The organism is Pedobacter immunditicola (genome assembly GCF_037482985.1).
Classification (GTDB): Bacteria; Bacteroidota; Bacteroidia; order Sphingobacteriales; family Sphingobacteriaceae; genus Pedobacter; species Pedobacter immunditicola.
In genome coordinates this window covers 192057-205252 of record NZ_JBBHKC010000003.1, presented here as the reverse complement: position 1 = coordinate 205252, position 13196 = coordinate 192057, and the positions used below count along the sequence as shown (strand labels likewise).

The window sequence follows — 13196 nt, the reverse complement described above, 5'->3', positions numbered from 1 at the left end:
ATACAGTGATGAAGCTATCAAGCTATAGCTTCATCACCTTTAAAAAACATTTTATATACTGATGAAAAAAGACCTTCCAGAAAATATAGTTGAGGATGTCGCAATGGCAGTTGTGCTGGTTGACGAAACACCTGAAGTTAAAAACTGGACCGTATACCTCGTTAATCTAAAGGACGAACCCATTACCAATGTTTTGATCAGTTCAAAAGGTTATGGTGAAAAAGAAGGAAAACCTGTAAAAACCTCCGTGTTAAGACACTTCTTAGGAGATATGCCACCGCAGTCGTTTACAGGCGTTGAGGCCATCGCTACAGAAGTATTCGGACTTACCAACGAGTATTGGTTGAGTTATTATATAGGAAAAACGATATACGATAAAAAATTCATCTTTCTCCCGGAGAGCATCGTAGACGAAAACTTAATTAAAATACCATTGGTTAATAAACCTGGTGTCATGATCAAATAAACACGCTAGTTGTTTAGCAGTTTACGTTCCACCCCTCCTTTTACGATGAAGTATTGTGCAGCCAGATAGGTTGACGTGATCCACAACTCTGCTAATGGAAAAGAACCTGTAAACAGGTGTAGCGCCAATAAGCTATTTGATAATACAAATAGCAATACCCCGGCAAAGATCAAATTAAAACTTTCTTGATTTACCCGTAAATTTCTAAATACGGCCATCATCAGCATCATGCAGCTAACGAATGTAAACAGCATCAATGGTAAACGTAATGATTCTAAAAAAGGTCTTAAATAGATGTAAAAACCCATACCCAATACAGTACAGGCAAGAATAGCACTGCGTGCGTTTTTTTTATCCAGCTCCTGCGCAGATCTGAAATCAAGATAGAAAGCCCTGATATAAAATAAATGTACCAACAGAAAACAAGTCCAGCTGTAAATTGAAGGTACAGACGGAAACAGCAGCAGTATTCCGCTTAACAAGGTAAACACGAAACCTGTAAATAAGCGTTTATGAAACCTCCCTTTAAGCTTTGTTTTTTGCACAAAAAACACAATCAATGCAAGGAGGACACCAGCTTGGAGGACTATAGCAAAGGTGGGAGGTGAATATAGCGTTACAAAAAGCTGGACTATGAAAATTAACAGGAACAGCAAACTGAAAGCCTTATATTGCTTAAACATAGGGGCTTTTTGATGGATCAAAAAAATAACCAACCGTAATAATTACAGCTGGTCATATATATTTTATTTGTGGAGTTCAAATAAAAAAAAGCTATTAATAGCTTCTTTCTCTGTTGTTGTTGTTACGCTTAAAGCCACCACCAGCACTGCCACCAGTGTTTGGTTTTTCTTGCGCTTCAGCAACTTTGATACGGTTACCATTGTAATCGCCGCCATTCATTCTTTTAATGGCTTCTTTAGCTTCTTCGTCGTTTGGCATTTCTACAAAACCAAAACCACGGCTCTGCCCTGTTTCGCGATCCTTGATAATTCTGAGTGATTTTACTTGACCGAAATCACCAAATACGGCTGTTAATTCATCTTCCCCTACTTCTAAAGGAAGGCCTGTGATAAATATCTTCATTAATGTCTTAAAATTTATTCAAATATAACCATTATATATGGCTAATTTGCAATGTAAGTGTAAGTTATATTATTATTTTTCCTTTAGTTATCAACAAAATTGAAAAAGAATAGTTTTTGAATTAATCACGATTTTTATTCCATTTAAATTTAATTTTCCCATCCTCACCATCAGTTGCTAAAATATGTAGCACAATCCCTCGCATCCGCTTTTTCTGCAGCTCTTCTTTATCATCAATTTCAATATCATTTTTAGGGTTCCGCAGTGGAACATCAAGCGCAATGTTGGTCCCGCTACCAAGAGAGTATACACCGGCAACATCCATATTAAGGATATTCGAATTGATCTTCATGGGGTTAATTTTTATTTTCTCCCCATTAATGTCAAATTTCCCGTTCAAATTTCTGAATGTGATATTGTTTAAATCTCTTAAAGGAAAAGCAAATTGCCCTACATCAACAAGGGGCTTGAAATTAAGCAATTGCCCACGTTTCAAATCAAATATAACATGCCCGTTCATCGAGTTCTTCCGAATGTTCCCCTGCGCTGTCAATGCACCCTTTATATTGACTTTGGAAAATAAATAGCCATTAAGGTTCTCAGAAGTAAGCGTGGTCAAACCAAAATTGTTAAAGGAATAAAAGAACTTTTTTATATCCACATTACTGATTTCAGATTTCACATTGAAATCATTACGCTGCCCCTTTTGCGTAAGACTACCATTTAATTTTAATTGTCCGCCTGCATGTTTGACACTTAAATTTTCAATCGTAACCCCATCTTGAGTAAGGTAAAGTTCGGCTTGCGCGTCAGTGGCCATAAACTTATGGTAAAATACTTTGTCGATATCCAAAAATAAGGCAACACGACTTTTTTCAAAAGCCATATTCAGATCCTCAGAGAACGTAGTCGTTGATGCTTTCTTTTTCTTCACCGTCACCGGCCTCCTTTGACTTAAAAAGGCAAAAAACTCTCCTAAATGTATCTCAGGGCTTCTGATTTGCCAGGTCAATAAGATTTTCTCAGGCTCACTATAATAAAGATTAAGGAAGTTTTGAATGTTCCCCTCCATGTTCAGCACACTTTTTCCGCTTTGTAGCCTTAAGTTTTTAATCTGGAGATCTTTTTCGGTAAAAAAAAGGGATACATTTGTATGCTTGAAATTTAACCCCCGTGGCACGTAACTGATCGATGCATCATTGATGAGTACAGTACCCTTCAAAAAAGGTTTCGTCAGTTTAAAGTTAACAATATCAGCCCTGTAAGCCACATTAACAGCAGCCATTCCATGGCTAAATTTCAACAGGTCCGCACCCATAACCTTGTTGAGTTTGGTAATATCAAAATTCGACTGGAATAAGCCTGAAGCTACTGGTCGTTCTAAATTAGCAATGGCAACAGTATCCATTCTTACCGGTATTTCATCATAAGTACCGGTAAAGCGAAATAATTTAATGAGTGAATTGGCATCATTAATCTCCCGCTCCTTGTAATGGCGGTTGGTGAAAGCACCATCAAAATTGCAGTCCTGTACAATCCCCCCGCCTGGAGTCCTTAATATATTATTTCTGACGCTCGTAGCCACGTTGATTAAAGGATTTCCACCTGCACCGGTATGACCTTCAATTTTACATTTGATACTGATCGGTTTTTCTAAATTAAATAGCTTTAGTTTCTTACTGATATTAGGCGTCAGCAATTGATAAGCATTACGCCAAAGAATGCTTTTGGTATTGATGTTAATTACAAATCTCCAGGGGTCCGCACCGGTAAAGAATTTAGCCGCGATGGTGAAATCGTCCTTCCCTATTTTAAGTTTTTTCCAATCTGCCTTAACTACTTTGGTTTTATTATCATACTGTACATGAAAAGGGCCCTCAAAAACTTTATCTTTCATAAAACTACCTCTTCTGGTGTTAAAAGCAAGACTTTTAACGAGGGTTTTTAATTTTAAAGCGGCCTCCCAACCGGAACCGTTATAATCAATTTTTCCGGATAAGTGGCTGATCTGAAATTGAAATAATTTGTGGCCTTTTTGATTATCAATGATATAACTCACATTATCCAGCGTAAACCTTCTAATTTCAGGGATGCTGCTCTTCTCCTCTTTATCTGCTGGTAAATTTTCATCTTTCTTAAACACAGCTGTATTGCTATAGCCTGTACTGTCCGTGAAAACATAGATACCGGCCTGGTTAATTTGGGCTTTCTTAATTTGAATGGTTCCCCTCAATAAAGCGAGAGGATTAACGGCAATATTAATTTCTCTTGCAGTGAGGAGGGTGCGCCTGTGATGACTCCAATTTTTATCCTTTAGTAGCACATGGGTCAGTTTGATGGAAACACCGGGAAAACCCCTTAAAAATGCAGGGTCCATACCGCCTATGGTGAGGCTGCCATTAAGACCTTTATTCAGTTCCTTTGAGATGGAAACTAATAGGTCTTTCTTATTAGCATGTACATAAATTGCAACGCCAATATAGATAAGTAAAATTAATCCTAAAATAACCGAGAAGATTTTGAGCGCTATTTTCGTCCAGTGAGGCATTATAGATATTTAACAAGCAACGTTTGAGACACCTATATTGTTTTTTCAATAGTGTTTTTATAGTTAAAGAAGAGTTTCGAAATAGGGATCAGCATTAAACCGCACAAGCCAAAGACAATGAATGATACCCTTAAACCAAAAGCATGGGCAAGGTAGCCAATTAATGGAGGGCCAACAAGCATACCTGTAATGGAATAAGTAGCGATAATAGAAATGGCAAGTCCTGGAGAATATTTTTTTGAAGCACCTGCAAGTGCATAAGACATGGGAACCACTGCAGCTGTACCAAAACCGACCAGCGAAAACCCAATCATCGCTGTCCAGAAATAAGGGAATATTACGGAAAGCGCAATCCCCAGGGCAATAAATACACTACACATCACATAAGTAGCAGGCATCCCAATCCTTTCGATCAGTAAATCTGAGATGAACCTGGAAATCGCCATGAAAGTCATAAAAATCAGGTAACCGTAGGTAAAAATCTCCACTTTAACGACTTCCTGAAAATAAATACCACTCCAGTCGAACATCCCTCCTTCACAAATGGCAGAACAAAGCACAATCAGCCCCAGGTAAAGGATATAGGGATCTGGTTTCTTCAATATTATTTTGTTACCAGTCTTGACACGATCATCCCTTAGTAAAAACTGGTAGGAATAAACGGTGATCGCCAAAGCGATAACAGCAGTAACAATAAAGTGTATCTGCATATTCACATTTAAAGCCAGGAACAACGTTGACAAAAGTATTCCTGCAATTCCCCCAGTACTCCAATAGCCATGGAAAGAACCGATGATCTTTTTTTCATATTGTTTTTGTAAAGTTATGGCCTGCGTGTTAACCGAGATATTGAAGATCCTGGTGGTAAAGGCAAAAATCATCACTGCGGCTACCAGGGTAACCGTGTTGTGCGCAAAACCGATAAGTGCCAGCGAAACCATATTTAATCCATAACCAAAAGCCAGTGGTACCCTGCTATTGAACCTGGACACCAACCAACCTGAAAGCGGCAAGCCAATTAAAGAGCCAATGGGCAAGGCTAAAAGTAAAGTACCCAGCTCGGCTTCATTGAAATTAAAAGTGGTTTTTATAGTTGGAATTCGTGACGCCCAGGTAGAGAAACTCAACCCAGACATAAAGAAAAAAAGGCTTAAAAATATTCTGTGTTTATTTTTTGAAATCATCGATCTGCAGGAAAAAATCAAAGGTAAGCATTTGAGGTATTTTACTTTAATTAAAACATATATAGGCTTCACTTGTTCTTAAAACTAAAAAAACATCTTATCATGAAATTGAAAAAATTAATATCTGACACAGTATCACGCAAAACAGATACAGATTCAGCGATGCCCATAGTGGCTTTATTAGCGGGCCTTGCAGTGGGAACGGTTATAGGAATGCTATTTGCACCTGAAAGAGGCGCAGATATCCGTGGAAAAATTTCTGACAAAGCCGGTGATTTAGCGGAAAGCGTTAAAGACAGAGTTCAATCAGTGAAAGACAAACTAAGATCTGAAACCGATAAAGCGGTAGAAGTAAAAGATCAGGTAGTTGAAGATGTAAGAAAGAAAACTAAAGAGGTCTCTGAATCATTGCAAGGCAACAACAAAAATGAACCAAATGCCGCAACTGATGCCCCTCAGAACATTTAATAATCCCGGCCGGTTAATCAATGCCGGCCGTTAGGATTATACATTTATCATTTTCTTAGGAAGTTTTACCAATGCTCTTCCCTGCATTTGTCCAGCAAGTATTGAAGCTATTTTTCCCGGTAACTCACTTAATTCAATTGTTTCTGCAAGTTGGTCAAGTGTATCTGGCAACCAGTCTCCAGCTAGTTTTCCCCAAACAACAGCACGTTTTTCCAATGGATGTTGAACAGAGTCAATCCCAATCAGTTGTATTCCTCGGCCAATAAAAGGAAAAACAGTAATTGGTAAATCGCCCCCATTTACCATCCCGCAAGCTGTTACAACGCCATCATAGGATAAACTTTTAATTAATGTGGCCAATACCTGCCCCCCAACGGTGTCAATGGCTGCAGCAAATCGCGGCTTTAACCAAATCTGATCACTTTGCTCCTCCATTTCTTTTCTGGGTATAACCGCTGAAGCTCCCAGCGCAAGTAAAGCTGCAAGCTTATGATGGTTTCATTGGTATATATTTATTTTAATAGATTATGAAGCTATTATTATATGATTGTTATTAATGGAATGAACCAAACCGTAAAATTAACCAATGTTAATCCCTCAATAATCACAATCCTGTCATCGATTAAACTCAAAATAATTCATTGACTTTTATCAATGCTTATGATTAATAACGATATTGCAGCCTTAGATTTTAAATTAACAGCCATTGAAGTGGATGGCTTTACAACAACAAAATGATAGCAATAGGACAATACAACGATTTAAGGATCATTCATAAAACAGAACCCGGTTTAATCTTAACAGATGGCGACAAAGAAGTTTTATTACCTTATACCCTGGTACCCCCACAAACCGAAGTAGGAGAAAATATAAATGTATTTGTATACGTCCATAAAGATGGCAGGCTGATGGCCACCACCAAAAGACCTCATGCCTGCGTAGGAGATTTCGCCTATTTAACCGTTGTTGACGATGGGGAAGACGGTGTATTTATGGACCTGGGCATTGATAAAGATGTATATGTTCCGGAGAAAGAGCAAAAAAGACCGATGTTTAAAGGTGATAAACATGTAGTTTATGTATTCCTGGATAAAAATAACGACCGCATGGTTGCATCTTCGAGGTTAACGAATTTTGTGGAAGAAGAGGATATTGACCTTGATGAGGGCGATGAGGTCAGTTTATTGATTGTTGACCGCTCAGACCTTGGTTTTAATGCCATTGTAGATAATAAATATATCGGTTTATTGTATACAAATGAACTTTTCGACGAACTCCACCCCGGGGAAATTAGAAAAGGCTGGATCAAGAAAGTCAGGGTTGATGGAAAAATCGACCTGAGCTTACAGCCAATGGGCTACAGTCATATTTTAGATAATAAAAATATTGTTCTTGAAGAACTTAAAGCAGCTGGCGGTGTAATTGCTTTAGGCGATAAAAGTTCACCAGAAGATATTTACGATCGTTTTAAATTGAGTAAAAATGCCTTTAAGAAGATTATTGGCGGGTTATATAAAGACAGATTGATTACCATTAGTGATCATGAGATAAAGATTTTTAAAGACGAAGAAGCAGAATAAAGATGATATTTACGCCATCAAAATTACCTGGTACCGGCACTAGCATATTTTCCGTCATGTCTAAACTGGCTGATGAACATCAGGCCATCAATCTTTCTCAGGGTTTCCCTGACTACGACTGTGATCCAAAATTATTCGAGCTGGTCCATGAAGCCATGCAGAATGGTTTTAACCAATATGCTCCAATGACTGGCCTGCCTGTTTTGAGGGAATTAATTGCTGAAAAAGTAAGCATCTTGTATGGGGCATCCTATCATCCAGAAACCGAAGTTACGGTTACCGCTGGTGGCACACAGGCCATTTTTACTGCTTTGGCCGCTGCCATAAATCCTGGCGATGAAGTCATTGTTTTTGAACCTGCCTACGATTGTTATGCCCCTACCATCAGAATGTTTGGCGGACTGGTGAAGCCATATGTCATGACTCCGCCCAATTATGCAATTGATTGGGACATGGTCAAAAAACTCTTCAGTGCCAGAACTAAAATGATCATCATCAATAGTCCGCATAACCCTACCGGAAGCGTACTACAGGAGAAAGACATACAGGCACTGATTAAACTTACTCAAAACACCGACATCCTGATTTTAAGTGATGAGGTTTACGAGCATGTCATCTACGATGGACGGGAACACCTGAGCATCGCCAGGTATCCGCAACTACGTGAAAGAGCATTCATTGTTGCTTCTTTTGGAAAATTGCTGCATGCCACAGGCTGGAAAACCGGCTATTGCATTGCACCCGAATTCCTCATGAAGGAATTCAGAAAAATTCACCAGTTCAATGTATTCAGTGTAAACACCCCCATGCAGATTGCCATTGCCAATTACCTTAAAGACAGCAATACTTACATGGACCTGGCTGCATTCTTCCAGCAAAAGCGGGATGCCTTCAGGTCGATGCTTTCTACCACCAGATTTGATCTACTGCCCTGCAGCGGCTCTTATTTTCAATGTGTAACTTACAAAAAAATTGGTCACGAAAGTGATATTGACCTGGCTACGAGGCTCATTAAGGATTTTGGCGTAGCTGCAATTCCAGTTTCGGCGTTTTACAGCCGAAACACCGACTGCCATGTACTGAGATTTTGTTTTGCAAAAAAGCAAGAAACACTCGAAAAAGCCGTTGAATCATTAACTAAACTATAATTTAAATTCCTATACAATTTTAGAACATGGAACAACCAAGTCATCTCAACCACGGCAATTTAAAGATCACAGTTTTCCAGGCTTATTTGTTTTGGGAGAATGTAGATAAAAATCTGCAAAATCTTGCTTTAAGGTTATCTAATGGTGTGAAGGAAAAAACTGACCTCATTGTTTTACCTGAGATGTTTAGTACAGGTTTTAGCATGAACCCGGAGGCATTAGCTGAAGAAATGAATGGTAAGACCATGGAATGGATGTCTAATATGGCTAAAAAATACAATTGCGTCATTACGGGCAGTATCATCATCACGGAAAATGGAAACTATTACAACCGTTTAATCTGGATGAATCCGGATGGGCAATATAAATATTATGACAAGCGCCACCTGTTCAGCATGGGTAAGGAAGATTTGCATTATACCGCCGGCAATGAACGGGTCACCGTAGAATTAAAAGGTTGGAAAATTCGCCTTGCCACCTGCTATGACCTCCGTTTCCCGGTATGGCTGCGCAATCATAACGAAGAATATGATTTGCTCCTGATCATCGCCAGCTGGCCTGACCAAAGGATGGCTCATTGGAGAGCCCTCATTCCTGCAAGAGCCATAGAAAATCAATGTTATGTGGTTGCCGTTAACCGGGTTGGCCATGATGGCAACCAGGTGTACCACAGTGGACATTCCATGTGCATAGACCCATTTGGCAACACCGTATACTATAGACCCGAGGACGAAGATCTCTATACTTTTACCATCGGTTACGAAGAACTGGTTAAAATACGTAAATCCTTTCCCTTTCTGCAGGATGCAGATAATTTTACAATAGTTTAAACCGATCAAAATATTATCTTTGCGCAAAGATGAAGCACATACGTAATTTTTGCATAATAGCACATATAGATCACGGTAAGAGTACCTTAGCGGATCGTTTATTAGAACATACAAAGACCATTACCCAGCGTGAGTCTCAGGCGCAGTTGCTGGATAATATGGATTTGGAGCGCGAACGCGGCATTACCATCAAGAGTCATGCGATACAAATGAATTATATCGTTGACGGAGAGGAATATACGTTTAATTTAATCGATACGCCGGGACACGTGGATTTCTCTTATGAGGTTTCCCGTTCTATTGCAGCCTGCGAAGGTGCCTTGCTTATTGTTGATGCTTCACAAGGTATCCAGGCACAAACTATATCCAACTTGTATCTTGCCTTAGAGCACGACCTGGAAATTATTCCCATTTTGAATAAAATGGACTTGCCGGGGGCGATGCCTGAAGAGGTAAAAGATCAAATCATTGACCTCATCGGTTGTAAAAGAGAAGATATTATCCCTGCTTCTGGTAAAACCGGAATGGGTATCGCTGAAATACTTCAGGCCATCGTTGACCGTGTACCGGCACCTGTTGGTGATCCGGAAGCACCATTACAGGCGCTGATCTTTGACTCCGTATTCAACTCTTTCAGGGGGATTATTGCCTACTACAAGGTCGTAAACGGCGAAATCCGTAAAGGAGATAAAGTAAAATTTATTAATACAGGTAAAGAATACCTTGCTGACGAAGTGGGTGTACTTAAGCTCAATATGTTCCCTAAAGCCACAGTAAAAACAGGTGATGTAGGTTATATCATCTCCGGCATCAAGGAAGCACGTGAAGTTAAAGTTGGTGATACCATTACCAATGTTGCCCGCCCCTCTTTGGATGCTATTCAAGGTTTTGAGGAAGTAAAACCGATGGTTTTTGCCGGCATTTACCCGGTGGACACAGACGAGTTTGAAGAACTTCGTGAAGCCATGCATAAATTGCAGCTCAACGATGCTTCCCTTGTTTTCGAACCAGAAAGTTCTGCAGCACTAGGTTTTGGTTTCCGTTGCGGTTTCCTGGGCATGCTCCACATGGAAATTATTCAGGAACGACTGGAACGCGAGTTCGATATGACAGTAATCACCACTGTACCTAACGTTTCCTACATCGCCAAAACCACCCGTGGTGAAGAATTTGTTGTCAACAACCCCTCAGATCTTCCAGATCCCAGTAAAATGGAATATGTGGAAGAACCGTTCATCAAAGCAAATATCATTACCAAGTCTGATTTCGTTGGACCGGTTATGTCACTTTGTATACAAAAACGTGGTGTCATCGTTAACCAATCTTACCTCACCTCAGATCGGGTAGAACTTGTATTTGAGATACCGATGGGCGAGATTGTTTTTGACTTCTATGATAAACTAAAAACCATTTCCAAAGGCTATGCCTCCTTTGATTACCACCAGATCGGTTACCGGCAGTCGGACCTCGTACGTCTGGATATTCTTCTTAACGGCGAACATGTGGATGCTTTATCATCCCTGATCCACCGTTCCAACTCCTATGACTTTGGTAAAAAAATCTGTGAGAAATTAAGGGAATTAATTCCGAGACAACAATTTGATATCGCTATCCAGGCTTCCATTGGTGCCAAAGTTATTGCCAGGGAAAATGTAAAAGCCATGCGTAAAGATGTAACTGCCAAATGTTATGGTGGTGATATCTCCCGTAAACGTAAGCTATTGGAGAAACAGAAAAAAGGTAAAAAACGGATGCGTCAGGTAGGAAATGTGGAAATACCACAGACTGCATTTATGGCCGTGCTGAAACTAGATTAATACAAGAATAATATTTATAATAGATACAAAGGAATATATCATATATGCAGTTACTAGACGGAAAATTTGCTTCAGAGAAAATTAAATTGGAAATCGCAGCTGAAGCTGCATCATTTTTAAGTGAAAGCGGACGAAAACCACATTTAGTAGCCATTTTGGTAGGTAATGATGGTGGCAGCGAAACTTATGTGGCCAGCAAAATGAAAAACTGTGAAAAGGTTGGCTTTCAATCATCTTTGGTAAGGTATGATAACGATGTAACTGAAGCGGAGCTGCTGCAAAAAATTGAAGAGATCAATAAAGATGCAACGGTTGATGGATTGATTGTACAGCTACCTTTACCTAAGCATATTGATCCGGAAAGAGTGACGGAAACCATCGACTATAGAAAAGACGTGGATGGCTTTCACCCGGTTAACCTGGGTAGGATGATGCGTAACTTACCTTGCTTTATTCCGGCTACGCCTTATGGCATCTTACTGATGCTACAGGCCTACCAGATTGACACTACCGGCAAACACTGTGTGGTAGTGGGCAGAAGTAATATCGTGGGCAGTCCGATGAGTATTTTGATGGCCAGGAATGCTAATCCGGGTAATTGTACAGTTACCCTGACACATAGCAAAACCACTAATTTAAAAGAACTGGCCTTACAGGCTGATATTATAGTAGCCGCCATTGGTAAAAAGAATTTTGTAACCGCCGACATGGTAAAGCCCGGTGCTATTATTATTGACGTTGGGATCAACAGGGAAACTTCCACGACTACAAAATCAGGTTATAAACTATACGGCGATGTTGATTTTGATAACGTAGCGCCAAAAGCATCCTGGATCACACCTGTACCCGGCGGTGTTGGATTAATGACCATTGTAGGCTTGCTAAAAAACACCCTTGCTTCGGCAAAAAAAGAAATATATAGCTAAATAATAAGGAACTTGTATCGATTTGAATTCTGAATTGATACAAGTTTTTTTTATGATTTAAAAAGCTTCCCCAGCCAGCTTTCCTTCATTCCGATATAAATACCGTCAGGCCTCTTTTCTACAGGATAAGTATCGATATAATCCCCTTGACCTTCTGCGCCGCGTCCTGTTCTCAGGTTGTACTCATATCGGTGGATAGGACATATCAGGTAGCCATTTTTACACCAGCCACCACTTAATATCCCTCCGGCATGCGGACAAGTATTCTGGACAACATAGAGCTGGTTCTGCTCCCGCACCATACAAAGTTTCTTGCCATTGATGATGATCTGCTGTACAAAATCATGTTCAGGAATTTCGGATGTAACTTTATGCCATTTGAGCATGGAGACCAGTATAATAGATAACAACAAATTTCACAGGCAGGTCATATAAACCATGATGAATATACATATAATCTATTTACTATGAAGATTTATTTACATTTGCAGAATTCTATGGCACATCAAATACCAAGCGACGGCACTTTACTTCCCTTAATGGAAGAGTTTTATACTATTCAGGGCGAAGGATACAATACGGGTAAAGCCGCTTATTTTATACGGTTGGGAGGCTGCGATGTGGGCTGTCACTGGTGCGACGTCAAAGAAAGCTGGGATGCAGAGTTACACCCTTTGACAGCGGCAGATGATATTGTAGCTAAAGCAGACACCTTTCCCGGTAAAGCCGTGGTGATTACCGGCGGTGAGCCCTTAATCTATAACCTGGATTATTTAACGGCTAAGCTCCGTGAAAAAAATATCTTAACTTTTATTGAAACCTCTGGTGCCTATCCCCTTTCTGGTACCTGGGATTGGATTTGCCTATCACCGAAAAAGTTCAAGGCGCCAAGGCCGGATATTACTCCTTTTGCCAACGAGCTTAAAGTGATTGTATTTAATAAAAGTGATTTTGCCTGGGCAGAAGAATATGCACTTACTGTTTCTAAAACCTGTAAACTTTATTTGCAGCCAGAATGGTCTAAAGCCAGTGAAATTACGCCCCTTATTATTGAATATGTAATGGCTAACCCTAAATGGGAAATTTCTTTACAAACGCATAAATACCTGAATATTCCTTAATAAATTCAAACTGAATTCTTAT

Annotated in this window: 13 protein-coding genes and 1 pseudogene; 8 read left to right on the top strand and 6 right to left on the bottom strand. The window is 39.7% G+C overall.

Annotated elements, in window-relative coordinates; translation table 11 throughout:
- The first annotated feature begins 61 nt into the window (after positions 1–61).
- Positions 62–466: a hypothetical protein gene (locus WG905_RS05920; RefSeq protein ID WP_339590787.1), complete on the top strand. Its 405-nt coding sequence runs from the start codon at positions 62–64 to the stop codon at positions 464–466.
- A 5-nt stretch (positions 467–471) separates the two neighbouring features.
- Here the strand turns inward: WG905_RS05920 and WG905_RS05915 are convergent, their stop codons facing one another.
- The 4 genes from WG905_RS05915 to WG905_RS05900 all read right to left on the bottom strand — a co-directional run bounded on the left by WG905_RS05915 (position 472) and on the right by WG905_RS05900 (position 5284).
- Positions 472–1149, bottom strand: a complete 678-nt coding sequence (locus tag WG905_RS05915) for a lysoplasmalogenase (protein WP_339590786.1) — start codon at positions 1147–1149, stop codon at positions 472–474.
- A gap of 94 nt (positions 1150–1243) precedes the next feature.
- Positions 1244–1552, bottom strand: a complete 309-nt coding sequence (locus WG905_RS05910) for an RNA recognition motif domain-containing protein (protein WP_339590785.1) — start codon at positions 1550–1552, stop codon at positions 1244–1246.
- A gap of 121 nt (positions 1553–1673) precedes the next feature.
- Positions 1674–4100, bottom strand: a complete 2427-nt coding sequence (locus WG905_RS05905; protein WP_339590784.1) for an AsmA family protein — start codon at positions 4098–4100, stop codon at positions 1674–1676.
- Between the two features lie 32 nt (positions 4101–4132).
- Complete coding sequence (locus WG905_RS05900; protein WP_339590783.1) at positions 4133–5284, bottom strand: MFS transporter; 1152 nt, start codon at positions 5282–5284, stop codon at positions 4133–4135.
- A 102-nt stretch (positions 5285–5386) separates the two neighbouring features.
- On the opposite strand from WG905_RS05900, the gene WG905_RS05895 reads away from it, so the two are divergent.
- Positions 5387–5752: a YtxH domain-containing protein gene (locus tag WG905_RS05895; RefSeq protein ID WP_339590782.1), complete on the top strand. Its 366-nt coding sequence runs from the start codon at positions 5387–5389 to the stop codon at positions 5750–5752.
- A gap of 36 nt (positions 5753–5788) precedes the next feature.
- Here the strand turns inward: WG905_RS05895 and WG905_RS05890 are convergent.
- Positions 5789–6238 (bottom strand): annotated as a pseudogene (locus tag WG905_RS05890) (zinc-binding dehydrogenase); the annotation flags it as partial.
- 248 nt (positions 6239–6486) lie between these two features.
- On the opposite strand from WG905_RS05890, the gene WG905_RS05885 reads away from it, so the two are divergent.
- Genes WG905_RS05885 through WG905_RS05865 form a run of 5 tightly spaced genes read left to right on the top strand, consistent with a single transcriptional unit; the run spans position 6487 to position 12053 of the window.
- Positions 6487–7332, top strand: coding sequence for a CvfB family protein (locus WG905_RS05885; RefSeq protein WP_339590781.1), 846 nt, complete (start codon positions 6487–6489; stop codon positions 7330–7332).
- A 2-nt stretch (positions 7333–7334) separates the two neighbouring features.
- Positions 7335–8480 carry a methionine aminotransferase gene (locus WG905_RS05880; protein ID WP_339590780.1) on the top strand — a complete coding sequence of 382 codons (1146 nt, stop codon included), beginning with the start codon at positions 7335–7337 and terminating at the stop codon, positions 8478–8480.
- Positions 8481–8506: 26 nt separating this feature from the next.
- Positions 8507–9310: a nitrilase family protein gene (locus WG905_RS05875; RefSeq protein WP_339590779.1), complete on the top strand. Its 804-nt coding sequence runs from the start codon at positions 8507–8509 to the stop codon at positions 9308–9310.
- Positions 9311–9339: 29 nt separating this feature from the next.
- Positions 9340–11127: a translation elongation factor 4 gene (gene lepA, locus WG905_RS05870; RefSeq protein ID WP_339590778.1), complete on the top strand. Its 1788-nt coding sequence runs from the start codon at positions 9340–9342 to the stop codon at positions 11125–11127.
- A gap of 44 nt (positions 11128–11171) precedes the next feature.
- Positions 11172–12053 (top strand): bifunctional 5,10-methylenetetrahydrofolate dehydrogenase/5,10-methenyltetrahydrofolate cyclohydrolase, encoded by an 882-nt coding sequence (locus tag WG905_RS05865; protein WP_339590777.1) that lies wholly within the window; start codon positions 11172–11174, stop codon positions 12051–12053.
- Positions 12054–12103: 50 nt separating this feature from the next.
- Here WG905_RS05865 and WG905_RS05860 read toward each other — a convergent pair whose 3' ends face one another.
- The gene (locus WG905_RS05860; RefSeq protein WP_339590776.1) at positions 12104–12439 is read right to left on the bottom strand and encodes a Rieske (2Fe-2S) protein; all 336 of its coding nucleotides are present in this window, start codon (positions 12437–12439) and stop codon (positions 12104–12106) included.
- 111 nt (positions 12440–12550) lie between these two features.
- On the opposite strand from WG905_RS05860, the gene WG905_RS05855 reads away from it, so the two are divergent.
- Positions 12551–13174 (top strand): 7-carboxy-7-deazaguanine synthase QueE, encoded by a 624-nt coding sequence (locus WG905_RS05855; protein WP_339591085.1) that lies wholly within the window; start codon positions 12551–12553, stop codon positions 13172–13174.
- The last annotated feature ends 22 nt before the right edge of the window (positions 13175–13196 follow it).

Coding starts and splice junctions, on each gene's coding strand:
- WG905_RS05920 (WP_339590787.1), top strand. CDS start 62: ATGAAAAAAGACCTTCCAGAAAATATAGTTGAGGATGTCGCAATGGCA.
- WG905_RS05915 (WP_339590786.1), bottom strand. CDS start 1,149: ATGTTTAAGCAATATAAGGCTTTCAGTTTGCTGTTCCTGTTAATTTTC.
- WG905_RS05910 (WP_339590785.1), bottom strand. CDS start 1,552: ATGAAGATATTTATCACAGGCCTTCCTTTAGAAGTAGGGGAAGATGAA.
- WG905_RS05905 (WP_339590784.1), bottom strand. CDS start 4,100: ATGCCTCACTGGACGAAAATAGCGCTCAAAATCTTCTCGGTTATTTTA.
- WG905_RS05900 (WP_339590783.1), bottom strand. CDS start 5,284: ATGATTTCAAAAAATAAACACAGAATATTTTTAAGCCTTTTTTTCTTT.
- WG905_RS05895 (WP_339590782.1), top strand. CDS start 5,387: ATGAAATTGAAAAAATTAATATCTGACACAGTATCACGCAAAACAGAT.
- WG905_RS05885 (WP_339590781.1), top strand. CDS start 6,487: ATGATAGCAATAGGACAATACAACGATTTAAGGATCATTCATAAAACA.
- WG905_RS05880 (WP_339590780.1), top strand. CDS start 7,335: ATGATATTTACGCCATCAAAATTACCTGGTACCGGCACTAGCATATTT.
- WG905_RS05875 (WP_339590779.1), top strand. CDS start 8,507: ATGGAACAACCAAGTCATCTCAACCACGGCAATTTAAAGATCACAGTT.
- lepA (WP_339590778.1), top strand. CDS start 9,340: ATGAAGCACATACGTAATTTTTGCATAATAGCACATATAGATCACGGT.
- WG905_RS05865 (WP_339590777.1), top strand. CDS start 11,172: ATGCAGTTACTAGACGGAAAATTTGCTTCAGAGAAAATTAAATTGGAA.
- WG905_RS05860 (WP_339590776.1), bottom strand. CDS start 12,439: ATGCTCAAATGGCATAAAGTTACATCCGAAATTCCTGAACATGATTTT.
- WG905_RS05855 (WP_339591085.1), top strand. CDS start 12,551: ATGGCACATCAAATACCAAGCGACGGCACTTTACTTCCCTTAATGGAA.